Below are 25,519 nucleotides of genomic sequence, written 5' to 3' on the forward strand. Positions count from 1 at the left end.
CCGAAGGGGGCGCCCGGGAACCGGGCGCACCGATCAACGGCATCAGACGGCGGCGGGGCGCAGCGAGTAGGTTTTCAACTGGTCGGCGAATTCGCGCAGGGACTGGATACCGCTGGCCTCGGCCTCGTGTACCCATTCCTTGATGGCCGCGAGCATGTCGTGGCCATTTGCGCTGGTCTTGACCCAGATCTGCTGCAGGGCCAGACGTTTCTCGTAAATTACCTTCAGCGCCTGGCTGTGCTCGAGCATGTTCTGGATGCGCGCGTGGTGGCGATCCTCCAGCAGGCTGGTTTCACGGGAAAGCAGACGCTTGGCGCGGTGGAACTGATGGCGTACCGAATGATCGACCTTGTCCAGCTCCTGCTTGACCAGCGGCCCGATCACCAGCTTGCGGTACTGGGCCATGATCTGGAAGCGGTTGTTGAGGATCGCCATGGCGGTGTCCATGTCCAGGCTGCCCTTGCCTTCGACGCGGTGGGCGATCGGCGCAACGCGCTGCACCTTGGCCAGGCGCAGGAAGCTGAAGACCTGGATCCAGGCCCAACCGAGGTCGAATTCCCACTTCTTGACCGACAGTTTGGCCGAGTTGGGGTAGGTGTGATGGTTGTTGTGCAGCTCTTCGCCGCCGATCAGGATGCCCCATGGCACCAGATTGGTCGCGGCATCGCGGCATTCGAAGTTGCGGTAGCCGATGGCATGGCCGAGACCATTGACCACGCCGGCGGCCCAGACCGGGATCCACATCATCTGGATCGCCCAGATGGTGATGCCGATGGTGCCGAACAGCAGCAGGTCGACGACCGCCATGATTGCAATGCCCAGCAACCGGTGGCGGCTGTAGAGGTTGCGCTCGATCCAGTCTTCCGGGCAGTTCTTGCCATAGATGCGCAGGGTCTCGGCGTTCTGCGCTTCCTCGCGGTACAGCTCGGCGCCTTTGCGCAGCACTGTCGACAGACCCTTGACGACCGGGCTGTGCGGGTCATCGACGGTTTCGCATTTGGCGTGGTGTTTGCGGTGGATGGCCGTCCACTCGCGGGTGTTCTGCGCCGTGGTCAGCCACAGCCAGAAACGGAAGAAATGCTTCAGCCCGGCATTCAGCTCCAGGGAGCGATGGGCCGAGTAGCGGTGCAAGTAGACCGTGACGGCAACGATCGTCACATGGGTCATCAGCAGGGTGACGGCGACCAGTGACCAGGCCGACAAGCCAAGAAAACCTTCGTACCACATAGGCTATAGGGCCCTCGATAAAGAAAAAACAGCCGTTGCATTATCACCAAGCACACAGATAAAACCAGTCGCCCTTTCAGATAAGAGATGGCTGGATGTTTCTTGACCTATAATCCCGACATTTTTGTAGGGACATGGACGGCCGAATGTCTGCCTCATACCGCGATGCCTTGCGTGCAGCGCTGCTTTACCTGGTCCTTGCCGTTGTCTGGCTGCAAGGCATTGGCTATTTATTGAACAGTTTCTTCGATAGCTCTGATGAGTTGCTGCGTTGGCAACTGATCAACGGCTATGCCTTTGTGGTGTTCAGCGCCGGTTTGATCTTTCTTGCCCGGGCGCGCCTGTTCGAATGCCTGGGCATTGGTGCCCGGTTGCGCGAGCGCCAGGCCGATCGCGAACGCCTGCGTCAGGCGGCTGCGGTGTTCGACTGCACCCGCGAAGGCGTGCTGGTCACGGACCGGCAGGGGCTGATCGTGCACGTCAATCGCGCCTTCATGGAAATCACCGGTTATCAGCGTGAAGAAGTCATTGGCCAGCAGCCCAGCCTGTTCAAGTCCGGGCACCATCCTCCAGGGTTCTATCAGGCGATGTTCGCCACGTTGCAGGCGCAGGATGAATGGAGCGGCGAAATCTGGAACCGTCGTAAAAGCGGCGAGATTTATCCGCAATGGCAGACGATCCGCGTCATTCGGGACGAAGACGGTCGGCTCAGCCACTACGTCGCGGTGTTTTCCGATATCAGCGCGATCAAGGATTCCGAGCATGAACTCAAGCACCTGGCCCACCACGATCCGCTGACCGATCTGCCCAACCGCCTGCTGTTCAGCGACCGCGCCGAACAGGCGCTGGCGTCGGCGCAGACCCACAAGCGCGGCTGTGCGCTGCTGATGGTCGATCTGGACCACTTCAAATTGATCAACGACAGCCTCGGCCACAACATCGGTGACCGCTTGCTCAAGGCGGTTGCCGCGCGTTTGCAGGCGCTGTTCGGGTCCGGTATCACCCTGGCGCGGCTGGGTGGCGATGAATTTGCGGTGCTGGCGGAAAGTTGTCCACAGCCTGCGCAGGCCGCGGCGCTGGCCCAACGGATTCTCGATGCGCTCAAGGAGCCGTTCTGCCTCGACGGTCATGAACTGTTCATCAACGCCAGCCTCGGCATCAGCCTGTTCCCCAGCGATGCGTTGAGCGCCGAACAGTTGTTGCGCAACGCCGATGCGGCGCTGTTCAAGGCCAAGAGCAGCGGCCGCAACGGCTACGCGCTGTACACCGAAGAACTCACTGCCCATGCCCAGCAACGGGTGGAAATTGCCTTCGAACTGCGCCGTGCGCTGGAGCAGCAGGAGTTGCGGGTCTACTACCAACCGGTGCACGACCTGAAAACCAGCCGCCTGATCGGCGTCGAGGCGCTGGTGCGCTGGGAGCATCCGCAGCGGGGGCTGGTGTCGCCGGCGGAGTTCATCCCGATTGCCGAGCGCACCGGGATGATCTCGGAAATCGACGCCTGGGTCATGCAGCAAGCCTGCCGGCAGATGTGCCAATGGCAGCAGGCCGGGGTCGTGCTGTCGTTTGTCGCGGTGAACGTGTCTTCACGGCTGTTCGCCCGTCGCGAGTTGTATCAACAGGTGGCGCAGGTGCTGCACGACACCGGGCTGGACCCGGCCTATCTGGAACTGGAAGTCACCGAAAGCGCGGTGATGGACGATCCGGAAGTCGCACTGGAACAGATGCATCGTCTGCGCGAACTGGGCATTCGCCTGGCCATCGATGACTTTGGCACCGGTTATTCGTCGCTGCTGCGGCTCAAGCGCCTGCCGGTGCAGAAGCTCAAGATCGATCAGGGTTTCGTCGCCGGCCTGCCGTGGGACGAGGACGACGCAGCGATCGTCCGGGTGATCATCGCCCTGGCCCGCAGCATGGGCATGCAGGTGCATGCCGAGGGCATCGAGCAGGCCGAGCAGGCGGCGTTCCTGCTGGAGCAGGCGTGCGATCTGGGGCAGGGCTACTGGTTCGGGCGGCCGGTGCCCGAAGCTCAAATCGACTGGACCCGAGCGCCGGCAATCGGCTGACGGATGTGCACAGCGGGTTTGTAATCGGGCAAATCCGCCGCAAACCCTTGCTGCATCACATAATGTTTTCCAGTTATATAAACATTCTTAAATAGTCTTTTTAAGAATATCCGCGCCTCTCTTATATTGCTCCCACGCCGAACGCAGTGCCGCCCACTGCCAGGCATATCCCATACAAAGGAGCAGCACCATGAGCGCATCCCTGCGTAGCGTTGACGGTCAGGACGAAACCACCATCTTGCGCGAAATCCAGAGCGCCTTGCGCGACCTGCGTTTCGGCGCGGTGGAAATCACTGTGCACAACGCCCAAGTGGTCCAGATCGAACGCAAAGAGAAATTCCGTCTGCAGCAACCGGGTAACAAACCGGCCTGATTCGTAGTCTGCGGCAGCTCCTGCGGGGAGCTGTTGGCAGAAGCTGCCACAGGCTGCGGTCGTTGAATGAGCAACCCGATTCCAGCAATACATAAGAAAAAGCCACCACCAAGAATTCCAGGAGCTTTCACCATGTCGTCGATTCGCCGTTACGCTTTGGCCGCCCTGGCCAGCGCTGTGTTTGCCGGTTCCGCGGTTGCCAAGGATTACGAACTGCTCAACGTTTCGTATGACCCGACGCGCGAGCTGTATCAGGATTACAACGCCGAATTCGTGAAGTACTGGCAGGCAGAGCATGCCGGCGACACCGTGAAAATCCAGCAATCCCATGGCGGTTCGGGCAAGCAGGGCCGTGCGGTGATCGACGGTCTGCGCGCCGACGTCGTGACCCTGGCCCTGGCCGGCGACATCGACGAAATCGCCAAGCTCGGCAAGACCCTGCCGGCCGACTGGCAGAAGCGTCTGCCGGACGCCAGCACCCCGTATACCTCGACCATTGTGTTCCTGGTGCGCAAGGGCAACCCGAAAGGCATCAAGGACTGGGGTGACCTGGTCAAGAACGACGTCTCGGTGATCACCCCGAACCCGAAAACCTCCGGCGGTGCACGCTGGAACTTCCTCGCGGCGTGGGCCTACGGCCTGAAAGCCAACGGCGGCAACGAAGCCAAAGCCAAGGAATACGTACAGACCCTGTTCAAGCACGTTCCGGTTCTGGACACCGGCGCCCGTGGCTCGACCATCACCTTCGTCAACAACGGTCAGGGTGACGTGTTGCTGGCCTGGGAAAACGAAGCCTTCCTGGCGCTGAAAGAAGACGGCGGCAAGGACAAGTTCGACATCGTCGTGCCTTCGCTGTCGATCCTCGCCGAACCACCGGTGGCGGTGGTCGACAAGAACGCCGAGAAAAAGGGCAACGAGCAGATCGCCGAAGCCTACCTCAAGCACCTGTACAGCCCGGCCGGCCAGGAAATCGCGGCGAAGAACTTCTACCGTCCGCGTGACAAGGACGTGGCAGCCAAGTACGCCCAGCAGTTCCCGAAACTGGAACTGGTGACCATCGACAAGGACTTCGGCGGCTGGAAAACCGCACAGCCGAAATTCTTCAACGACGGTGGCGTGTTCGACCAGATCTATCAGGCGCAGTAAGTTTCAATAGCCTAAAACGAGCCCCGGATTTATGTTCGGGGCTTTGCGCCAAAGGGCGTGATCACATTAAATGACGGTCGCGCCGTCGCCCCGCAAAGCGCAAGACTAGGCATGAGGAGTGCGGTTTGGCATTTCAAATAAACGACGAATAACGACGGATTGCGCTTTGCGGGGCACGGCCCTGCGGGTTGAAGCTGTGAGCGAGCCAGGCTGCGTTGCGGGATTTGATAAGGAAACGACCCTTATCGGCATCCCGCGCCTTGCCTGGCTCGCTCACAGCTTCAACGCGATCCGTCATTTAATGTGATCACGCCCTTCAACCAAGGACTTTTATGTCGCGTCGTATCTCCCCCGTCATACCCGGCTTCGGGCTGACGCTGGGCTACACCTTGGTGTACCTCAGCCTGATTGTGCTTATCCCGCTGGCGGCGATGTTCGTCCACGCCGCCCAACTCACCTGGGATCAGTTCTGGACGATCATCTCCGCGCCCCGCGTTCTCGCCGCACTGAAGCTGAGCTTCGGCACTGCGCTGTGCGCCGCGATCATCAACGGCATCATCGGCACGTTGCTGGCCTGGGTGCTGGTGCGCTACACGTTCCCGGGGCGCAAGGTGATCGACGCGATGATCGATCTGCCGTTCGCCCTGCCGACCGCAGTGGCCGGTATCGCGCTCACTGCGTTGTACACGCCGACCGGGCTGGTCGGGCAGTTCGCCGCCGACCTCGGTTTCAAGATCGCCTACACCCCGCTCGGGATCACTCTGGCGCTGACCTTCGTGACCCTGCCGTTCGTGGTGCGCACGGTGCAGCCGGTGCTGGCCGACATTCCGCGTGAAGTCGAAGAAGCGGCCGCGTGCCTTGGTGCGAAACCATTGCAGGTGTTCCGCCACATTCTGCTGCCGGCGCTGTTACCAGCCTGGCTGACCGGTTTTGCCCTGGCGTTCGCCCGGGGCGTTGGTGAGTACGGCTCGGTGATTTTCATCGCCGGCAACATGCCGATGAAAACCGAGATCCTGCCGCTGCTGATCATGGTCAAGCTCGACCAGTACGACTACACCGGCGCTACCTCCATCGGCGTGTTGATGCTGGTGGTTTCCTTCGTCCTGTTGCTGCTGATCAACTTGCTGCAGCGGCGCATCGAAACCCCATAAGGAGGCGCGAACCATGTCCCAATCGTCTATTGCGGCCGCTTCCTCGGCCAACGCCGCCCGCCGTGGCAGCGCCACTTCACGCAGAATCCTGATCGGCCTCGGCTGGCTGATTTTCTTCCTGTTTCTGCTGTTGCCGCTGTTCATCGTGGTGTCGCAGGGTTTGAAGAACGGCCTGGGCGCCTTCTTCACTGCGATCTTTGAGCCGGATGCCTTGTCGGCCCTGAAACTCACGGTGATCGCCGTGCTGATTTCGGTGCCGCTGAACCTGGTGTTCGGTGTCAGCGCCGCGTGGTGCGTGAGCAAATACTCGTTCCGTGGCAAGAGTATGCTGGTGACGCTGATCGACCTGCCGTTCTCGGTGTCGCCGGTGATCGCAGGTCTGGTCTATGTGTTGATGTTCGGCGCCCAGGGCCTGTTCGGGCCGTGGCTGCAGGATCACGACATCCAGATCGTCTTCGCCCTGCCGGGCATCGTGCTGGCGACGATCTTCGTCACCGTGCCGTTCGTGGCCCGTGAGCTGATCCCGCTGATGCAGGAACAAGGCACTCAGGAAGAGGAAGCCGCGCGTCTGCTCGGCGCCAATGGCTGGCAGATGTTCTGGCACGTGACCGTCCCCAACATCAAATGGGGCCTGATCTATGGCGTGGTGCTGTGTACCGCGCGGGCCATGGGTGAGTTCGGTGCGGTGTCGGTGGTTTCCGGGCACATTCGCGGGGTGACCAACACCTTGCCGCTGCACGTCGAGATCCTCTACAACGAATACAACCACGTGGCCGCGTTCGCCGTGGCGAGCCTGTTGCTGATCCTGGCGCTCTTCATCCTGCTGCTCAAGCAGTGGAGCGAAAACCGTATCAACCGCCTGCGCGCCAGCGCCGCGGAGGAATAATTCATGTCGATCGAAGTGCGTAACGTCAGCAAGAATTTCAACGCGTTCAAGGCGCTGGACAACATCAGCCTGGATATCCACAGCGGCGAGCTGGTGGCGCTGCTCGGCCCGTCCGGCTGCGGCAAGACCACTTTGCTGCGCATTATTGCCGGTCTGGAAACCCCGGATAACGGCAACATCGTGTTCCACGGCGAAGACGTTTCCGGCCACGACGTGCGAGATCGCAACGTCGGTTTCGTGTTCCAGCACTACGCTTTGTTCCGCCACATGACCGTGTTCGACAACGTCGCATTCGGCCTGCGCATGAAGCCGAAAAACCAGCGCCCGAGCGAAAGCCAGATCGCGACCAAGGTTCACGAGCTGCTGAACATGGTGCAACTGGACTGGTTGTCGGATCGTTATCCGGAGCAACTGTCTGGCGGCCAGCGTCAGCGTATCGCTTTGGCTCGCGCCCTGGCGGTAGAACCGAAAGTGCTGCTGCTCGACGAGCCGTTCGGTGCCCTCGACGCCAAGGTGCGTAAAGAGCTGCGCCGCTGGCTGGCGCGTCTGCACGAAGACATCAACCTGACCTCGGTGTTCGTGACCCATGACCAGGAAGAAGCGATGGAAGTGGCTGACCGCATCGTGGTGATGAACAAGGGCGTGATCGAACAGATCGGCTCACCGGGTGACGTCTACGAAAACCCGGCCAGCGATTTCGTCTATCACTTCCTCGGCGATTCGAACCGTCTGCATCTGGGCGATGACAACCACGTGCTGTTCCGCCCGCACGAAGTGTCGCTGTCGCGGCATGAGCTGGAGGATCACCACGCCGCTGAAGTCCGCGATATCCGTCCGTTGGGCGCGACCACGCGGGTGACGTTGAAGGTTGAGGGTCAGACGGATCTGATCGAGGCGGAAGTGGTGAAAGACCACGACAGCCTGACCGGGTTGGCGAAGGGGGAGACGTTGTTCTTCAAGCCGAAGGTATGGCAGAAAGTCGCCAACGTTTGATCTTGCGCGTTCCCACGCTCTGCGTGGGAACGCCGCGGGATGCATTCCCACGCAGGGCGTGGGAACGAGCGAATCAGCCTGTATTCAGACAGCCGCACGATTCGGATTGACCCGCACCACACCTGCCCGCGCTTCAATCTGCTCTTTCAGCTCATGACGCATCCCGAGCATGAAAGCCAACTCGGCCACCACAAACAGCGGCCCGACAATCAACCCGCTCAAGTCATCGACGAACGCCGGTTTGCGCCCTTCATAGTGGTGCCCGACAAACTGGATCACCCAGCCAATCACAAACATCGCCAGGCCGCTGCTCAGCCAGACCATGGTGCTTTGCTGTGCCAAAGCATGCCCGGCCCAGACGGAAATCCCCATCAGCACCGTCATCAACACACCGAGTTTCACTTCCAGTCGCAGGTAAAACCACGCCGAGGCCAGCGCCAAGATAACGGCAGGCGAAATCCACAATCCGCCCACCGACCATTCCGGCCGCGACAACAGCACGGCCACCGCCACCACAATCAGCGGAATCCCGATAAAGTGGCTGGCGATGTTGCGCGGGTCACGGTGGTAAGCGGCGTATTGACTCAAATGATCGACGAGGCTTTTCATTGTTGTTCCTCCTGTAGGGTGATCGAATCATGCCCCGGGTAAACGGTTCGCTCTGTCAGGCAGGCGACAATCTTTAGGAGAACGCATGGATAAGGTCTGGCGCGAGCGCCTGTTGACCGGGCAATGGTTCAGTCATCTGCCTTCGTCCTTTCAGGATAGTCTGCTGGCGGCGGCCAAGGAGCGGCGGCTGTCTGCGGGGCAGCGGCTGTTCCAGCGCGGCGATGCGCCGTGCGGGCTGTATGCGGTACTCGACGGCGCAGTGCGCATCGGTGCGGTCAGCGAGCAGGGCAAGGAGGCATTGCTGAGCCTGGTGGAGGCGCCGCACTGGTTCGGCGAAATTTGCTTGTTCGACGGTCAGCCACGCACCCACGATGCTTATGCGGTCGGTCCTTGTACCCTGCTGAACATTCCTCAGGCCACGCTACTGAAGCTGCTCGACGAACACCCCGTTTACTGGCGGCATCTGGCCTTGCTGATGAGCCACAAACTGCGTCTGACCTTCATCAACCTTGAACAGCTGAGCCTGCTACCGGCCCCGGCGCGTCTGGCTCATCGCTTGCTGATGATCGCCGAAGGCTACGGCGAACTCGATCCGCCACGCCGGGTGCTGCAACTGCCTCAGGAGCAACTGGCGTCGATGCTGTCGCTGTCGCGGCAGACCACCAACCAGATCCTCAAGGAGCTGCAGGGGCAGGGGATTATCGGCTTGAGTTATGGCGAAATCGAAATCCTCGACGCCGCGCGATTGCGCGCGCTGGCTACCGTTTGAAACTCAGCGCAACTGATCCCGAAACTGCCCCGGCGTCATCCCCGTCCAGCGTTTGAACGCGCGGCTGAAGCTGCTCGTATCAGCAAACCCCAACAGATAACTGACCTCGCTCAACGAACAGTGCGGATCCCGCAGGTGCAGCAGCGCCAGGTTCTCGCGGCTCTCATTCAGCAGCGTATCGAAGCGACAACCCTCGTCCGCCAGATGCCGTTGCAGGCTGCGCAGGCTCAGGTGCAAGGCCTGGGCGATGCGTTCGGCACTGGGTTCGCCTTCGGGCAGTTGTTCTTCGATGGCGTCGCGCACCTTGCGCTCCCAGGTCAGCGGCTTGAGCTGGGCGAGGGTGCGTTTGAGCACTGCTTCGTTGTGCTCGGCCAGTTCCGGGTTGGCGTCGTCGAGGTGGCTGTCGAAGTCGGTGAGGGCAAATTCGATGCGGTCTTCTTCGGCGGCGAAATGCACGGGTGAGCGGAACACTTTGTGCCACTGGTGCTCATCGGCCGGTGCAGGCCGACGCAGATACACCGCCAGTGGCGCGTAGTCTCGGCCCAGGCGATTGCGGCAGGTGCGCACGTAGATTGCGGCGAAGGCGTCGATGGCTTCGAACGCCGGGGCCGGGTTGTCGGCCGGGATCTTGAGGCGAAACCGATAGCGGTCTTCGGTGCGGGTCAGCTCCAGCTCCAGTGCGTCGCTGACCACCTGGTGATAACGCACGATCCGCTCGAACACTTCCCGCAGGCTGCCGCTGGCCACCAACGCGTATCCCAGCGCGTGAAATGTCGTGGGGCTGACGAATCGCGACACGCGCAAACCGATCGCCGGATCACCGCTGACCTGCACCGCGATTTCCCACAGGCGCGTGGTGGCGGACAACGGATAGCGGGCGTTCGGGTCGTCCATCAATTGTGGATCGAGCCCGGCCTGCTGGCACAGGGCAGTGCTGTCCAGCCCCAGCGCGTCGAGTTGCTTGCGCAGGGCACGGGTCCAGCTGGCGAGAGAAGTCGGTTCCTTCATGCTGATTGGCGCTTCCGGTCAACAGGTTGGCGTTCTCGGCTACCGCGTTCGGAATCCGCGCGGGGCAGGATACGAACATCAATAACCAGAGGATGGAAGCATGGACCGTACTTCTGCAAGTCCCCAGCGACACAATGCTGCCCAGCGATCAGCGCATATTCGCGAAGTGGTGCTGGCCAAAGGCGTCGAGCTGCGCGAGCGCTACCCGATTCTCAACCATCAGGACGCCCTCGGCGCGGGGATTCTGGCCTTCGCGCTGGCCGGGATGATCGGTTCGGCGGCGCTCTACATCAGCGGGCACATGGCTTGGTGGGTATGCCTGTTGCTGAACGCGTTTTTTGCCTCGCTGACCCATGAGCTCGAACACGACCTGATTCACAGCATGTATTTCCGCAAACAGCGCGTGCCGCACAACCTGATGATGGGGCTGGTGTGGCTGGCGCGGCCGAGCACGATCAACCCGTGGATACGTCGTCATCTGCACCTCAATCACCACAAGGTGTCCGGCACCGAAACCGACATGGAAGAGCGGGCGATCACCAACGGTGAACCCTGGGGTTTTGCACGGTTGCTGATGGTCGGCGACAACGTGATGTCGGCGTTCATCCGCATGCTGCGGGCCAGGACATGGACACACAAGTTCAGCATCATCAAACGCTCGCTGAAGGTCTACGCGCCGCTGGCGCTGGTGCATTGGGGCGCGTGGTATGTGTTTCTCGGCTTCCATGCGGCCAATGGCATCGCCTACTTGATGGGCTCGCCGATTGAATGGTCAGCGACCACGTTGTCGGTGATGCAAGTGATCGACATCGCCGCTGTGGTCATCATCGGGCCGAACGTGTTGCGCACCTTCTGCCTGCACTTCATCAGTTCGAACATGCATTACTACGGGGATGTGGAGCCGGGCAATGTGCTTCAGCAGTGCCAGGTGTTGAATCCGTGGTGGCTCTGGCCGTTGCAGGCGTTCTGCTTCAACTTCGGCAGCAGTCACGGGATTCATCATTTTGTGGTGAAGGAGCCGTTCTACATTCGCCAGCTGACGGTGCCGGTGGCGCACAAGGTGATGCGGGAGATGGGGGTTCGGTTCAACGATTTCGGGACGTTCGGGCGAGCGAACCGGTTTGTTCGCAAAGAAGAGTTGGTGCAGAAAGAAGTGCAGACGGCTCAGGCTTGAAGGTATTCGAAGCTATCGCCGGCCAACCGGCGATAGCGTTGTATCCGTCACCGTCAATCCGGCTGAAACGGCGACTCACTCAAAATCACCCCGGTCTCCTCCACATACCGCTGCCAATGCTCGATCAGCGCTTCAAGCCTCTGCGGCTGACTCGACGCCAAATCATGAATCTCCCCCGGATCACTGCCCAGATCATAAAGCTGCCAGGTCGCCGGCCCCACTGGCCCGGGGATCCACACCGCCTTCCATTGCCCCTGCCGAATCGCCCGGCGCCCGAACAGTTCCCAGCCGGTAACGGTGTGTTCGTCATGCACCTGCGCCGTCTCGCCGGACAGGAAACCCAGCCACGATTTCCCGCGCAACGACGCCACCGGTTTGCCGTGCCACTGCTTGCCCGGATGGCGCACGCCGGCCAGATCGAGGATGGTCGGCGTGATGTCCATCACCGTGCCGAAACCATGGCTGATCTGCCCCTTCAGCGGCAGCTGCGGATAGTGCAACAGTGCCGGAACGCGAATCCCGCCCTCGGTGGTGAACGCCTTGAACAGGCGTGACGGCGCGGTCGCCACCTGCGCCCAGTTCGGCCCGTACCAGACGTAGGAGTTGGCGCGGCCGATGTTGTCGAGGCTGTTGTCGTAATGCTGGCTCAGGTAAGTCACCAGCTCCGGGCCGAATTTCGGGAAAGCCTCCAGCAGCGCGCCTTCGGCACCGTTGTCGGACATGAACAGGATGAAGGTGTTGTCGAGTTGGCCTTGCTGGCGCAGGTAGTCGACGACGCGGCCGATGTTCCAGTCCATGCGCTCGACCATCGCGGCGTAGACCTCCATCGCCCGCGCGGAAATCTGCTTCTGCTCATCACTCAACGCAGCCCATTGCGCGGTCAGCTGGATCAGCGGATGCGGCTCGACATCCGGCTCGATCAGCCCCAGCGATTTGAGTTTTTCCAGACGCTCGAGGCGCAAGACTTCGGGGCCCGCGTCGTAGTGGCCACGGTATTTTTCGACGATGTCGGCGGGTGCCTGCAACGGCCAGTGCGGCGCGGAAAACGGCAGGTACGCGAAGAACGGCCGGCTCTGATCGCGCTCTTTGAGGTACTGCAACAGCTTGTCGCCGAAAGCGTCGGAGGAATAGAAATCCTTGGGCAACTCGTCGATGAAAGTGTCGTCTTCGATGTACAGCGCAGGGGTGGATTTCAGCAGTCCCGGCGTGTGTTCATCGTAGGTTGGTTCGAATCCGTAGTGGTTCGCGGCGCCGGGCAGCAGCGAGAACGAACGCTCGAAGCCACGGGCGTGGGGCGCCAGTTCGGCGGTCAGGCCCAGGTGCCATTTGCCGCTCATCAAAGTCTGGTAACCCGCTTCGCGCAGCAACTCCGGCAGCGCGACGACACGATCATTGAGGTAACCCTCGTAACCCGGTTTGCCGATCAGTTCCGGTGTCAGCGTTTCGGCCATGGTGCCGATGCCGGCGATGTGGTGATCGGTGCCGGTGAGCAGCATCGAGCGGGTCGGCGAGCAGGTCGGTGCAGTGTGAAAGTCGGTAAGGCGCAGGCCGTTGTTGGCCAGGGCATCGAGGTTCGGCGTGGCGATTTCGCCACCGAAGGCACCGATGTCGGAGAAGCCGAGGTCATCGGCCAGAATCACCAGAAAGTTGGGACGTTGCGGCATCTACAGGCTCCTGTTCAGCAGGCAATGAACGACAGCGGCAGATCACGGATCTGTACCGGCACGCTCGGTTGGTAATGGTCATCACTGGTCAGTTCGTGCAGCAGTTCTTCGCGCAACTGATGGAAGTCAAAACTGCTGCGCTGGCGCGGATGGGGCAGGGCGATGTCCACCACTTGTTTGATCCGGCCGGGGCGCGGTTCCATCACCACCACGCGATCAGCGAGGAAAATCGCTTCCTCGACATCGTGAGTGACCAGAATCGTGGTGATTTTTGCCCGTTCACGAATCGCCAGCAGCTCGTCCTGCATTTGCTGGCGGGTCAGCGCGTCGAGGGCGCCGAAGGGTTCGTCGAGCAGCAGGATCCGTGGGCTCGCCACCAGCCCGCGAGCAATCGCCACGCGCTGCGCCATGCCACCGGAGAGTTGATGCGGGTAGGCGCGGGTGAAGTCGCGCAGGCCCACCAGCTCGATGAAGTCGTTAACGCGTTGCTGCTTTTCGGAGGCAGCCAGCGGCTCGTTGACCAGGCCCAGGCCGATGTTGTCGGCCACCGTCAGCCACGGGAACAAACGGTGTTCCTGAAACACGATGCCGCGCTCGCCGCCGATCCCGCTGACGGCTTTGCCATCGACCGTGATCTGCCCGCGAAACTGTGTGTCGAGGCCCACCAGCAAGCGCAGTAGAGTGGATTTGCCGCAGCCGCTGGAGCCGACGATGGCGACGAATTCGCCCTCGGCAATGTCGAGGTTGAATTCGCGAATCGCCTCCAGTTCGAAGCCGTCGACGTCGAAGGATTTGCCTACGTGGGTGAAGCTGACAATCGGTGCGTTCATGCGTGTCTCCAGCGGGTGGCGCGGATTTCCAGGCGTTGGCCAATGAGGTTGAGCAGGGCGCCGGTGAGGCCGACCAGCAGCATCCCGGCCATGATCAGGTCCATGCGCAGCAGTTGTTGGGCGCCGATCATCTGGCTGCCGATGCCGCCGTTGGACGGCATGAAATATTCGGCGCCGATGGTGCCGAGCCAGGCGTAGATCAGGCTCAATCTGAGCCCGGCGAAAATCCCCGGCGCAGCGCCCGGCAGCACCAGTCGGCGCAGGCGTTGGGCGAGGCTCAGGCGCAGCACCTGCGCGGCTTCGTTGAGTTGTGGCGAAAGGTTGGCGACGCTGCGTTGAGTCGCGATGAACAGCGGGAAAAACGCGGCAAGGGCGACGAACACCCACTTGGCCAACTCACCCAGACCGAACCATGCGGTCAACAGCGGCACCCAGGCGAAAATCGCGATCTGCCGCAGCGCGGCGAGCGTCGGGCCGAGCACGCGTTCGCTGGTGCGCGAAAGACCCAGCAGCAAACCCAGAACGAGGCCGAGGCCGCCGCCAATCAACAGGCCGCCGAGTGTGCGACCCAGGCTCAGGGCCATGCCCGAGATCAACGTGCCATCGAGCAATCCGTTTTTCGTCGCCTCAAGCACCGCCAACGGGCTGACCAGAATGTTGGCGTCGACCCATTGCTGATCGACCGCCAGTTGCCACAGCGCAAACAACCCCAGCGGCAACAGCCACGGCTGCACGCGCTGCCAGCCTTCATAGCGCGGCCCTCGACGAATTTCAGCCGTGGCCGGGTGCGGCCAGTGCACCAGTTTTCTGTCCAGCAGGCCGATGCCGCGATCCATCGCCACGCCGATCAGGCCGATCACCACGATGCACACGAACACGATGTCGAGCATGAACAGCTGCCGCGCCCAGACCATCAGGTAACCGATGCCTTCGCTGGAGGCCAGCAGTTCCACCGCGAGCAATGAAGTCCAGCCAGCGGCCAGCGCCAGACGCACGCCGGCCATGAACGCCGGGAGAGCGGCGGGTAGCACCAGTCGGCGGATCAGCAGGCGTGGCGGCAGGCGCAACACGGCGGCGGCTTCGCGCAGTTTCGGTTGTGCGTCACGCACGCCGACCAGTGTGTGCAGGGTCACCGGCACCACGATGGCCTTGACCAGCACCACCAGTTTCAGTGTTTCGCCGATACCGAAAAACACCATGAACAGCGGAATCCACGCCAGCGTCGGCACCTGGGCCAGACCGGCGAAGGTCGGAAAGATGAGGCGTTCGAGGCGACGGCTGAACCCCAGCGCCGCACCGAGCACGGCGCCGGCCAAGATCCCGGCGAGCAGGCCCCAGAACAGCCGTTGCAAGCTGATCCACAAGTGGCTCCACAACTCGCCTTGGGACAGCTCGATCGCGCTGTTCCAAACCAGTGACGGCGCCGGCAGGATCTGTTCGCTCATCCATTGATTGCGCGCAGCCAGCCACCACAGGGCGAACAGTCCAAGCGGCAGTAGCCAGGGTAAAACGCGGTGGCTCAGGCTTGGCCAAGTGCGCCGGTTTTTCAACGGCGGTGCGGCCAGTGGCAGGCTGAGCAGGGATTCACGGGCCATGGGTGACCTCCGTTGTCGGGTTGGATCGAGTCAGCGGAATTAGCTAAAAACAAATTGTTATAAGTAAATTAAAAAATAATCATTTTGGAGATAAGCAGCGCCATTTAAGGCCTCCAGCCCTGCACGCATCCAATGCATTCGAAGAATATTTTCGATGCTCTCCATGCATACCGGCCTGTATGTCCCGACTTTGCTGGCTTAGCTTTAAAAGCTATAAAAATGTGCTTTTTAAGTATTTAAGCGCTGGTACGGATTGCGCCTACTTTCGGCTCCTCAATGCCCGCCGTGATCAGGAGCCGCACCCATGAACCTTCCCTTCAAACGTGTCATCAGCCTGTTTGCCGCGCCGGCACTGGCGGGTCTGCTGGCGTTCTCTGCCCAGGCCGACGAACTCAAGGAAATCAGGATCGCCGTGCCTGATCTGAGCGCCGGCACCCAGCACAGCGGCGGGGGCATCGTGGACGTGCTGCGCGATCAGCAGATCTTCGAAAAGGCCTTCGCCGATCAGGGCATCAAGATTCAGTGGAGTTTCTTCAAGGGCGCCGGGCCGGTGATCAACGAGGCGTTCGCCAACGGTCAGGTGGACCTGGCGTATCTGGGTGATCTGGCGGCCATCATCGGCAAGTCCAACGGGCTGGATACGCGTCTGCTCAGCGCCAGCGCCCGGGGTGTGAAGCAATACCTGGGCGTGGTGCCGGGTTCGGGGATCAAAACGTTGCAGGATCTCAAGGGCAAGCGCGTGGCGATCTTCCGGGGCACCGCGACCCAGTTGTCGTTCGATGCGGCATTGGCCAGCGTGGGCCTGAGCGAGAAGGACGTGAAGGTGATCAACCTCGATTTCAACGCAGCGGTTGCCGCGCTGGCGGCGAAGCAGATCGATGCGTCGTGGGGCAGCTCCGGGCTCACCGCCTTGCAGGCCAAGGGCCTGGCCGAGTTGCCACTGAACACCAAGGACCTCGGTGGTGCCGGCAGTGTGCAGTCGGTGCTGGTGGGTACCGGCAAGTTTGTCGACGGGCACCCGGAAGCCGTGGCGAAGCTGCTCAAGGCGCAGCAGCAGGCGGTGGAGTGGCTGACGCAGGACAGCAACAAGGACGCCTACGTGCAACTGGTTTCGGGGCTGGCGAGCTATCCGCCGGTCATCCTGACCCAGGATCTGAAGGATCAGAACCTGAGCGAAGTATTCCCGTCGACACTGGATCCGCTGTTCCTCGAAAACCTGCAGGGCAAGGTGGATCTGGCGGCGCAGCAGAAGCTGATCCGCAAGCCGTTCAAGGTGAACGAGTGGGTAGCGCCTGAACTCGCGGCTGCGAAGCTCTGAGTCATGCGGTCATTCCCGCGCAATGCGCGGGAATGACCCTCAAACCGCGACGCTGATCTCCTGTTTATCTACCGCCACCAACGTCTCGATCATCGCCCGCGCTGCCGGTGACAGGCGGAATCCCGTGCGGCTCACAATCCCGCACCGCGCATTCATGCTTTCCAGATTCTGCGGCAGGTTGCGCCAGTGCAGCAGCGCCAGTGAGCCCTGGGCGATGTCCTCGACAAACGCCTCTTCAGTGCCCACGCCAATCGCGTTGGATTGCAGCACCACTTTCACCAGCGCCGGAAAATGCTCGGTCTCGATGGTGGGGGAAAAGTCGATCCGGCCGCTGAGGTTTGCCAGCAGTTTGCGAATGCCCGGCGGGATCAGCGTGGTCGCCAGCGGGTAGTCGAACATGTCGTTGGTCGACAGGCTTTCCTTGGCCAGCAGCGGATGCCCCGGCCGGCAGAAAAACACCCCGCGCTTGGGTGTCAGCGGCTGGGTCTGGAAGTTCGGGTCGGATTCGAAATGGCGGATGTCGGCGATGAAGAACTCGATCTCCTCGCGGCTCAAGGCGCGGCTGAGTTTTTCCCAGTTATCCACCTGAAAACAGGTGCGCACTTTCGGGTGCGCATTGATGAATTGCGCCACCGCATCCGGCACCAGTTTCACCGCCGGCGCCGGTCCGCAACCGAAGTGCAGTTCGCCGGCGTCGAGCTTGGTCATCTGCGTCACCTCGGCGCTGAGCAATGCCGCGCCCTGCACCAGGGTCAGGGCGTGTTGCAGCACCACCTGGCCTTCGGGCGTGGGGCGCAGATCCTTGTTGCCGCGATCCACCAGCACGCAGCCGAACTCCTGCTCCAGCCCTTGAATGCTGCGGCTGAACGCCGGTTGAGTGATGCCCATGGCATCGGCCGCGCGGACAAAACTGCGGTGTTCGTTGAGGGCGATGAAGTAGCGCAACTGGCGAAGATCCATATGCTTTTCCGGCATCCTAAAAATAGCTCGAAGGCATTTGCGACGAGGGTTGCTTGAGGTTTTAAATGCAAGCTCTTATTCCGTCAACGAAGCATGTGAATATCTATTAGATGTAAATGGAATATAGATAGAGCGTTGTTTCGCTGCCGTCCAACCGCAAGCAGTCGATGAGGGTCTACCCATGAGCAATGCCGCACTCGCTGTAAAACCCGCTGTCCACGCGCTGGAGATTCATCCGGTGGCCGGCCGTATCGGCGCCGAAATCCGTGGCGTGCACCTGTCCGGTGAGCTGGATGCCGCGACGGTTGAAGCCATTCAACAGGCGCTGGTGCAATACAAGGTCGTGTTCTTCCGCGAGCAGACTCAGCTCGACGATCAGCGCCAGGAAGCCTTTGCACATCTGCTCGGCGAGCCGGTGGCGCATCCGACTGTGCCGTCCCGCGAGGGCACTCGTTATCTCTTGGAGCTGGATGGCGCCGAAGGGCAGCGAGCCAACTCCTGGCACACCGACGTGACCTTCGTTGATGCCTACCCGAAAGCGTCGATCCTGCGCTCGGTGGTGGCTCCGGCATTCGGCGGTGACACCCTGTGGGCGAACACCGCGACCGCGTACAACGAACTGCCGACCGAACTGCGCGAGCTGGCGGACAAACTGGTGGCCGTGCACAGCAACGAATACGACTACGCCGGGGCGAAGCCGGACGTGTCGGCGGAGAAGCTTGAGCGCTATCGCAAGATCTTCACCTCGACGGTTTACGAGACCGAGCATCCGGTGGTCCGCGTACACCCGATCAGCGGCGAAAAAAGCTTGCTGCTGGGGCATTTCGTCAAGCGCATCAAGGGCTATTCCCAGGCGGATTCGGCGCACCTTTTCGGCTTGCTGCAAAGTCATGTGATTCGCCAGGAGAACGTCGTGCGTTGGCGCTGGAAGGCCGGTGATGTGGCGATCTGGGATAACCGTTCGACGCAGCATTATGCGATTGATGATTACGGCACTCAGGAGCGGGTGGTGCGTCGGGTGACGCTCAAAGGGGAAGTGCCGGTCGGGGCGAACGGGCAGCGTAGCCAGACCATCAAAGGCGCTGAAATCGTCGGCGTCTGATAAGACCTCATCGCGGGCAAGCCGGCTATCCGGCTTGCCCGCAGTCCTTTCACCAGACGCCAATCTGAACGAGCTTCTCGGTCTCCGGCTCCCCATAACGAAACCGCTGCCCACGCAAATCAATCTCCTGATGACTGATCGTCGTGCGCCGCTTCAGCCCGCGCACCCACTCGAACAGATACCCCGCATGCTCCTCGCGCACCGCCGCATACGTAGGATCGGCGCCCAGATCCTGCAGCTCCTGCGGATCATTCAACAGATCGAAAAGCTGCGGCCTGAAGCCGTCGTACGCCAGGTATTTCCAGCGCTCGCTGCGCACCATGGTCATGCGACAACGGTCGATCGGCTGGCCCAGTCGCTCCCGTGCCGGGGCCTGGAAGGCGTAGTCGTATTCGCTGATCGCATAGCGGCGCCAGTCGGGATTCTCGCCGTGCAGCAGCGGAATCAACGAGCGACCTTCCAGTCGATGCTCCGCGCCAGTCACGCCAAGCGCTTCGAGAAAGGTCGGCACGCCGTCGATGGTTTCCGCCAGGCGTTCGTCCACCGTGCCCCGTGTGATGTCCGCCGCCGCACGCGGGTCGCGCACGATCAATGGCACACCCACCGCTTGCTCCAGCAAAAACTCCTTCTCACCCAGCCAGTGATCGCCCAGGAAGTCGCCGTGATCGCTGGTGAACACGATCAGGGTGTCATCCCAGCGACCGTTGCTTTGCAGGAAATCGAACAGCCGCCCCAACTGGTCATCGACCTGTTTGACCAGGCCCATGTACGTCGGGATCACGTTCTGTCGTACCGGATCTTTGGAGAAGTTCAGGCTTTCCTCATGCTGGCGAAAGGCCTGATAGACCGGGTGGTCGCTTGGAGAGGCATTACGTACCGGTTCGAGAATCGATTTCGTACTGTACAAGGTGTGGTACGGAGCCGGTACGATGTAGGGCCAGTGGGGTTTGATATAGGACAGGTGTAAAAACCACGGTTTTTCACCTTGCTCACCGATGAAGTCGATGGCTCGATTTGTAGTGTAGACAGTCTCTGAATGTTGCTCGGGAATTCGCGCCGGCAAATGGGCGTTGCGCATTTTCCAGCCACTGAGGATTTTGCCGCTTTCGCCTTCGGCAGCGTTGGCCCAGTCGTGCCAGGGGTTACGCCCCTCAAACCCCTGCTCGCGCAGGTAATGGGTGTACGGCGCGGATTCGCGTTTGTCATCAAACAGCGGGTCGTCCGGGAAGATGCCGTCGTGGCGAAAGTACGGCTCGAAGCCGACTTCATTCAGCACTTCGGCCTGTGCGCTTTCAGGGTTGATCGCCAGCCGCTGCAAGGCATCCACGTTGGCCGTGGCGTGGGTCTTGCCGACCAGCGCAGTACGAATGCCGTGGGGCCGCAGGTAATCGCCGATGGTCAGTTCTTCCAGCGGCAGCGGCACGGCGTTCCACGCCACCTGATGGCTGCTGACGTAACGCCCGGTGTAGGCCGACATCCGCGACGGCCCGCAGATCGTGCCTTGGGTGTAGGCGCGGCTGAAGCGCACGCCGGCAGCGGCCAGGCGATCGATGTTCGGGGTGTGCAGGTGCGGGTGGCCGTAGCAGGACAGGTAATCGCGGCGCAGTTGATCGCACATGATGTACAGCACATTGCGCACGGGGTTTTGCGGGTTGGACATGGGGTTCACCAGTCAGAAAGACAGGCGAGGTTTTTCGCTTTCGGCGAGGGTGTTCGGCAAGTGCATTCGGGGAATGCTTGCCATGCATGAAACGCATGGGCTCAGACGGCGAGGTTTGCCAGCGAGCACACCTCCTCATCCACCGCATCAATCGCCTTGATCTGCTCGATCATCGCTTCGGCCAACGGCGACAGCCGATACCCGGCGCGGCTGACAATTCCGTAACGGGTGTAGAGCTCCTCGAGATCATCCGCCAACCCTTCGATCTTCAAGCACACCAGTTCACCACGGGCCTGATGCAGTGCATCCGAATAGGCCCCGACAATGCCGATCGCGTCGGAGCGCAGCACTACACCGAGCAGACTGGCGCTGTTCTCGCACTCCACGTTCGGGATGAAGTCCGGGCGGCCACTAAGGTCGACGATGACCTTGCGCAGGTTTGGCGGGCGAATGCTCACGGCCAGTGGATAACTCATCAATTGCTCGGCCGTGACCCGCTCAAAAGCGGCCAACGGATGCCCGCTGCGGCAGCAGAAATGCCATTTGCGTGGCCGCAATCGGTAGGTCAGATAATCCGGATTCGCCTCGAAGTGGCGGGTGTCGGCGACGAAAAATTCAAACTCTTCACTCAGCAGCCGCTTGCTCAGGCTCTGCCAGTCATCGACCTGGTAATGCACCCGCGCTTTCGGGTATCGGCCGATGAAACTGCCGATCGCCCGTGGGATCAATCCTGCCGCCGGCGCCGGGCCGCAACCGAAGCGCAACTCTCCCGCCTCCAGCCCGTTGAACTGGCTGATCTCATTGGCCATTTGCTGGGCGCCGCTGACCAGTCGCCGTGCGTGTTCAAGCAGCACCTGGCCCTGTTTGGTCGGTGGCAATTCCTTGCGCCCGCGATCCACCAACTGGCAACCGACGCTGTGTTCCAGCGCCTGAATGCTGCGGCTGAATGCCGACTGCGACAGGTTCACCGCCTGCGCGCCCGCGACGAAGCTGCGTTGTTCGGCGAGGGCGATGAAGTGGCGGAGCTGGCGCAAGTCGATATGCATTTTTCACATAAAAAATATCCGGGAAATGCATTGGATATGCATTAGGTCGACTCCTTATAAAGGCAATCTCTTATGCAGTAAATCTTTGTAAAAACATAAATAAATAACTTAAAAGAATATGCGGCACAGAAGATGTCAGCGTGTTTTTTGACCAGGAGCAGCCCCATGAGTCCGTTGAACCTCGCTTCACCGCCGCCGCCACGACGGCTCAAACGCTTGCCTCTGGCCCTTTTGCTGGCGGGGAGTGCCAGCTGGAATCAGGGTTACGCCGATGAAGCTCAAAACCCTGTACCGCCCCCGGCAGGCAAAAACGCCACCGCCACTTCGCAACTGGAAACCGTGACGGTCACCACTCGCCGTCGCGAAGAAAGTTCGCAGGATGTACCGACGCCGATGAGCGTGGTCAGCGGCCAGACCCTGGAGACGCAGCGGGTCTATCGGATTCAGGATCTGCAGCAACTGGTGCCCAGCGTCAACGTCGCCTACATGCATGCACGCCAGTCCAGCGTGTCGATCCGGGGCCTGGGCAACAACCCGGCCAGCGACGGTCTGGAAGGCAGCGTCGGCCTGTACATCGACAACGTTTATCTGGGCCGTCCGGGGATGGCGGTGTTCGACCTGATGGACATCGAACAGCTCGAAGTCCTGCGCGGGCCGCAAGGTACTTTATTCGGCAAAAACACCACCGCCGGGGTGATCAACATCAGCACCCGCGCGCCGAGTTTCACCCCGGAGCGCAGCATCGAAACCTCGGTCGGCGAGGACGGTTATTTCCAGACCAAGGGCACGCTTTCCGGACCGCTCAACGATCAATTGGCCGGGCGCATTTCCGCTTATCGCACCCGCAGCGACGGCGACATCAAAAACGAATTCAACGGTCATGACCTGAACGGCGGTTCCCGCGACGGCTTCCGTGCGCAGTTGCTGTTCAAGCCCAACGAAGATTTCAATCTGCGCTGGATCGGTGACTACAACGAAGAGGACTCCAGCGCCGGCACCCGCGTGCTGTACAACACCGGGCCGACCATCAACGGCGTCAACCTCTATCAGTCGCGGGCCAACGCCGCCGGCGCAACGTTGGTCAACGGTTCGCACCGCAAGGTCAATCTGGACAACGACCAGCACGTCACGGTGCATCAGGGCGGCACGTCGGTGGAGGCTAACTGGACGTTGCCGAGCGATTTCACCCTGACGTCGATCAGCTCCTATCGCTTCTGGAATTTCACCCCGGCCAACGACGATGGCCTCAATGTCGCGGCGACCTACAACGCCGGGGTTTCCGTCGAGGACAAACAGTACTCGCAGGAATTTCGCCTCGCATCGCCCAAGGGGGAGTTCTTTGATTACGTGCTAGGCGCGTACTACTTCGGTTCGGATCTGGACAACAAATCCTTCGCCTATTACGGCCCGCAGGCCGACATCTGGAACGGCACGCCACGGGGCGCATTGGCCAATGTCGGCAGCGTCGGCAACGGTCACATCAAGACCGACAGTTTCGCCCTGTTCGCCCAAGGCACCTGGCACCTCACCGAACGCCTGGATTTCACCGCCGGGGTGCGCGGCACCTATGAAGAAAAAAATGCCTGGATCACTCGCGATGCACCGGTCGGCGGCGCCGCTGTCACCGGTGCAGCGGCCACTGCACGACGCGGACGTACCGGCGCTTACGACTCTGGCGATCTGAACCAGTACAGCTCCAGCCCGTCAGGTCTGCTCAACCTCAGCTATCGCATCACCGATGATCTGCTCGGCTACGCCACGCTGTCCCACGGCGAAAAATCCGGCGGGGTCAACCTCGTGGTCGGTTCCGCTCCGACCGCTGGCGCCGACTCGCTGCTGATCGGCACCGAGCGCGCCAACAACGCCGAGCTCGGCTTCAAGAGCACCCTGTGGGACCGCCGCCTGCAGCTCAACGCCAACCTGTTCTGGACTCAGGTCAACGCCTACCAGACCAACGCCTACGACGACGTCAACCGCGTGCAATACCTGACCAATGCCGGCTCTGTGCGCTCGCGTGGTGTGGAATTCGAAAGCACCGTGATCCCGCTGCGTGGCCTGACCCTGAACTTCAACGGCTCGTTCAACGACGTTAGTTACCTCTCGTACAAAGACGCGCCGTGCCCGCCGGAAGTCAGCCTGGCACCGGGGGCTCCGGCCTCTTGCGACCTCAGTGGACATCAGGTCGTCGGTGCCTCGAAATGGATCGGCAATGCCAACGGCAAATACGAATGGAATCTGGCCAACGGGCTGCAACCTTACGTCACCGGCAGCTACGCATTCCGCTCCAAAGCGGTGGGCACCGTCGAGGATTCCGACTACGGCCAGATCCCGAGTTACGCGGTGGTCAATCTCTCCACCGGCCTGCGCGGTGATTTCAATCAGGGCCAGTGGGACGTCTCGCTGTGGCTGAAAAACGCCTTCGACAAAACCTACTACACGACCCTGTGGACCGGCGGCAACGGCGGTTATGAAGGCCTGCTCGGCACGCCGCGCACCCTCGGCGTCACCGGTCGCTACGACTTCTGATCGATCCTTCAAGGAGCTGCATCATGTTGCGCATCAAAACCGCTTTACCGGTGTTGTTGTCCGGCGCAGTGCTCAGTGCCGGAGCGCTCGCCGCGCCCAGCGTCTATCCCACAGGCGTCACCCGATACGACCCGGCCAAGGCCTTCAACCAATATGTGATCTTCAGTGGTGCCGACAAGCAGACGCACCTGATCGACATGAACGGCAACGAAGTGAAGAGCTGGCCTCAGGCCGGTTTCCCGTCAGCAGTCATCGACCCGAAACTGGTCGGTGGTGAGCGCGGTCACGTCCTGCTGCAACTGAGCGACAAGGATCCGGGCAAGCTCGGTTCCGCCGGTAACGGCCTGGGTAATCAGAGTGTCGGCGAGCTGGACTGGAACGGCAAAGTCGTCTGGCAGTGGGGCGACAAGGCACCCGGTGGCGCTGCGCAACAGCATCACGACCAGCGTCGCCTGAGCAACGGCAACACCGTGGTGCTGGCGAACAAGGTGCACAAGGTCAAAGGCTTCAAAGTGCCCGAGGTGATCGACGATGCGATCTATGAAGTCAGCCCCGCAGGCGAGGTGAAATGGCAGTGGCTGGCGTCGGATCACTTGAACGAATTCGGTTTCACTGCCGAGCAATTGAAGCTGGTGCGTGCCAGTGAAAATCCGGATTACCTGCACATCAACAACCTCAGCCTGGTCGGGCCGAACAAATGGTTTGATGCAGGCGACAAGCGCTTCAATCCGGACAATCTGCTGCTCGACTCACGCAACGCCAATTTCATCGCCATCATCGACAAACACAGCGGCAAAGTGGTCTGGCGCCTGGGGCCGAACCTGCCGCTGGCCAACCCGAAAACCGCGCAGAAAATACCGCGCCCGGTGGACCAGTTCGTCGGTCAGCATGATGCGCACATCATCCCGGCCGGGCTGCCTGGCGCCGGCAATCTGCTGGTGTTCGACAACCAGGGTTCGGCGGGTTATCCCAACGTCACGCTGGGGCTGATTTCCGGCTCGCGGGTGCTGGAAATCGACCCGGTGAAAAACGAAATCGTCTGGCAGTACAGCGCCGCCAATTCGAAGCAGCCGGGGTGGGCGTTCTACAGCTCGTTCATCAGCAGCGCGCGGCGTTTGCCCAACGGCAACACGTTGATCGACGAGGGCATGAACGGGCGGTTTTTCCAGGTAACGGCCAGCGGTGAAAACGTCTGGGAATACGTCAGCCCTTATCTGGGCAAGGCGCCAGGCAGCGATGCGATCAGCAACTGGGTGTATCGAGCACTGCCTGTGAGTTATGACTGGGTACCGGCCGGAACGCCGCGTTCGGAGACGGCAGTGATTGCGCCGGTAGTCGGTGTGCAACAGACCAACGCCAGCCGTTAGTTTAAATGCTATTAACACTCTTCAGATTCGAAATAAGTTATGAGCGACA

The 25,519-nt window shown here is 61.1% G+C and carries 21 protein-coding genes; 12 read left to right on the forward strand and 9 right to left on the reverse strand.

What is annotated here, in order from left to right; all coding sequences use genetic code 11:
* Positions 1-42 precede the first annotated feature (42 nt).
* Entirely contained in the window at positions 43-1,227 is a 1,185-nt protein-coding gene (desA, locus tag IF199_RS00955; RefSeq protein WP_096821858.1) for a delta-9 fatty acid desaturase DesA, read from the reverse strand.
* Between the two features lie 146 nt (positions 1,228-1,373).
* On the opposite strand from desA, the gene dibA reads away from it, so the two are divergent.
* From dibA to IF199_RS00985, 6 genes are all read left to right on the forward strand, one after another.
* Positions 1,374-3,293 carry a phosphodiesterase DibA gene (dibA, locus tag IF199_RS00960; RefSeq protein WP_192559464.1) on the forward strand — a complete coding sequence of 640 codons (1,920 nt, stop codon included), beginning with the start codon at positions 1,374-1,376 and terminating at the stop codon, positions 3,291-3,293.
* Between the two features lie 190 nt (positions 3,294-3,483).
* The gene (gene oscA / locus IF199_RS00965) at positions 3,484-3,666 is read left to right on the forward strand and encodes a sulfur starvation response protein OscA (protein WP_085733386.1); all 183 of its coding nucleotides are present in this window, start codon (positions 3,484-3,486) and stop codon (positions 3,664-3,666) included.
* A gap of 132 nt (positions 3,667-3,798) precedes the next feature.
* The gene (locus IF199_RS00970) at positions 3,799-4,812 is read left to right on the forward strand and encodes a sulfate ABC transporter substrate-binding protein (RefSeq protein ID WP_096821860.1); all 1,014 of its coding nucleotides are present in this window, start codon (positions 3,799-3,801) and stop codon (positions 4,810-4,812) included.
* 332 nt (positions 4,813-5,144) lie between these two features.
* Positions 5,145-5,963 carry a sulfate ABC transporter permease subunit CysT gene (gene cysT, locus IF199_RS00975; protein ID WP_007952818.1) on the forward strand — a complete coding sequence of 273 codons (819 nt, stop codon included), beginning with the start codon at positions 5,145-5,147 and terminating at the stop codon, positions 5,961-5,963.
* A gap of 13 nt (positions 5,964-5,976) precedes the next feature.
* Positions 5,977-6,849 (forward strand): sulfate ABC transporter permease subunit CysW, encoded by an 873-nt coding sequence (gene cysW / locus IF199_RS00980; RefSeq protein WP_064361637.1) that lies wholly within the window; start codon positions 5,977-5,979, stop codon positions 6,847-6,849.
* Positions 6,850-6,852: 3 nt separating this feature from the next.
* A complete protein-coding gene (locus IF199_RS00985) occupies positions 6,853-7,842 on the forward strand; it encodes a sulfate/molybdate ABC transporter ATP-binding protein (RefSeq protein WP_102620559.1) in 990 nt (329 codons plus the stop codon).
* 84 nt (positions 7,843-7,926) lie between these two features.
* Here IF199_RS00985 and IF199_RS00990 read toward each other — a convergent pair whose 3' ends face one another.
* Complete coding sequence (locus tag IF199_RS00990) at positions 7,927-8,451, reverse strand: Mpo1 family 2-hydroxy fatty acid dioxygenase (protein WP_192559465.1); 525 nt, start codon at positions 8,449-8,451, stop codon at positions 7,927-7,929.
* Between the two features lie 85 nt (positions 8,452-8,536).
* Here IF199_RS00990 and IF199_RS00995 point away from each other — a divergent pair, with 85 nt between their 5' ends.
* Entirely contained in the window at positions 8,537-9,220 is a 684-nt protein-coding gene (locus tag IF199_RS00995) for a Crp/Fnr family transcriptional regulator (RefSeq protein WP_192559466.1), read from the forward strand.
* Between the two features lie 3 nt (positions 9,221-9,223).
* On the opposite strand, the gene IF199_RS01000 is transcribed toward IF199_RS00995, so the two are convergent.
* The gene (locus tag IF199_RS01000; protein WP_102620567.1) at positions 9,224-10,228 is read right to left on the reverse strand and encodes an AraC family transcriptional regulator; all 1,005 of its coding nucleotides are present in this window, start codon (positions 10,226-10,228) and stop codon (positions 9,224-9,226) included.
* Between the two features lie 100 nt (positions 10,229-10,328).
* On the opposite strand from IF199_RS01000, the gene IF199_RS01005 reads away from it, so the two are divergent.
* Positions 10,329-11,402 (forward strand): fatty acid desaturase, encoded by a 1,074-nt coding sequence (locus IF199_RS01005; RefSeq protein ID WP_192559467.1) that lies wholly within the window; start codon positions 10,329-10,331, stop codon positions 11,400-11,402.
* 53 nt (positions 11,403-11,455) lie between these two features.
* Here IF199_RS01005 and IF199_RS01010 read toward each other — a convergent pair whose 3' ends face one another.
* From IF199_RS01010 to IF199_RS01020, 3 genes are read right to left on the reverse strand one after another with little or no spacing between them, the layout of a single operon-like run.
* Complete coding sequence (locus tag IF199_RS01010) at positions 11,456-13,066, reverse strand: arylsulfatase (protein ID WP_192559468.1); 1,611 nt, start codon at positions 13,064-13,066, stop codon at positions 11,456-11,458.
* A gap of 14 nt (positions 13,067-13,080) precedes the next feature.
* Complete coding sequence (locus IF199_RS01015; protein ID WP_192559469.1) at positions 13,081-13,896, reverse strand: ABC transporter ATP-binding protein; 816 nt, start codon at positions 13,894-13,896, stop codon at positions 13,081-13,083.
* A complete protein-coding gene (locus tag IF199_RS01020; protein ID WP_192559470.1) occupies positions 13,893-15,491 on the reverse strand; it encodes an ABC transporter permease in 1,599 nt (532 codons plus the stop codon). The genes IF199_RS01015 and IF199_RS01020 overlap by 4 nt, the downstream gene beginning before the upstream one ends.
* 304 nt (positions 15,492-15,795) lie before the next feature.
* Between IF199_RS01020 and IF199_RS01025 the strand changes: the two genes are divergently transcribed.
* Positions 15,796-16,809: an ABC transporter substrate-binding protein gene (locus tag IF199_RS01025; RefSeq protein WP_011331920.1), complete on the forward strand. Its 1,014-nt coding sequence runs from the start codon at positions 15,796-15,798 to the stop codon at positions 16,807-16,809.
* Between the two features lie 39 nt (positions 16,810-16,848).
* On the opposite strand, the gene IF199_RS01030 is transcribed toward IF199_RS01025, so the two are convergent.
* Positions 16,849-17,769, reverse strand: a complete 921-nt coding sequence (locus tag IF199_RS01030; protein WP_039764497.1) for a LysR family transcriptional regulator — start codon at positions 17,767-17,769, stop codon at positions 16,849-16,851.
* Positions 17,770-17,950: 181 nt separating this feature from the next.
* Here IF199_RS01030 and IF199_RS01035 point away from each other — a divergent pair, with 181 nt between their 5' ends.
* A complete protein-coding gene (locus IF199_RS01035; protein ID WP_192559471.1) occupies positions 17,951-18,871 on the forward strand; it encodes a TauD/TfdA dioxygenase family protein in 921 nt (306 codons plus the stop codon).
* Positions 18,872-18,920: 49 nt separating this feature from the next.
* Here IF199_RS01035 and IF199_RS01040 read toward each other — a convergent pair whose 3' ends face one another.
* A complete protein-coding gene (locus tag IF199_RS01040) occupies positions 18,921-20,531 on the reverse strand; it encodes an alkaline phosphatase family protein (protein WP_192559472.1) in 1,611 nt (536 codons plus the stop codon).
* 101 nt (positions 20,532-20,632) lie between these two features.
* On the reverse strand, positions 20,633-21,577 hold the full coding sequence (locus tag IF199_RS01045) for a LysR family transcriptional regulator (RefSeq protein WP_192559473.1): 945 nt from the start codon (positions 21,575-21,577) through the stop codon (positions 20,633-20,635).
* 165 nt (positions 21,578-21,742) lie between these two features.
* Between IF199_RS01045 and IF199_RS01050 the strand changes: the two genes are divergently transcribed.
* Both IF199_RS01050 and IF199_RS01055 read left to right on the forward strand, forming a co-directional pair.
* Positions 21,743-24,103 carry a TonB-dependent receptor gene (locus tag IF199_RS01050; protein WP_192559474.1) on the forward strand — a complete coding sequence of 787 codons (2,361 nt, stop codon included), beginning with the start codon at positions 21,743-21,745 and terminating at the stop codon, positions 24,101-24,103.
* Positions 24,104-24,126: 23 nt separating this feature from the next.
* On the forward strand, positions 24,127-25,470 hold the full coding sequence (locus IF199_RS01055; RefSeq protein ID WP_192559475.1) for an aryl-sulfate sulfotransferase: 1,344 nt from the start codon (positions 24,127-24,129) through the stop codon (positions 25,468-25,470).
* Positions 25,471-25,519 lie beyond the last annotated feature (49 nt).

The sequence above is a fragment of the Pseudomonas allokribbensis genome (assembly GCF_014863605.1).
GTDB classification, from domain to species: Bacteria; Pseudomonadota; Gammaproteobacteria; order Pseudomonadales; family Pseudomonadaceae; genus Aquipseudomonas; species Aquipseudomonas allokribbensis.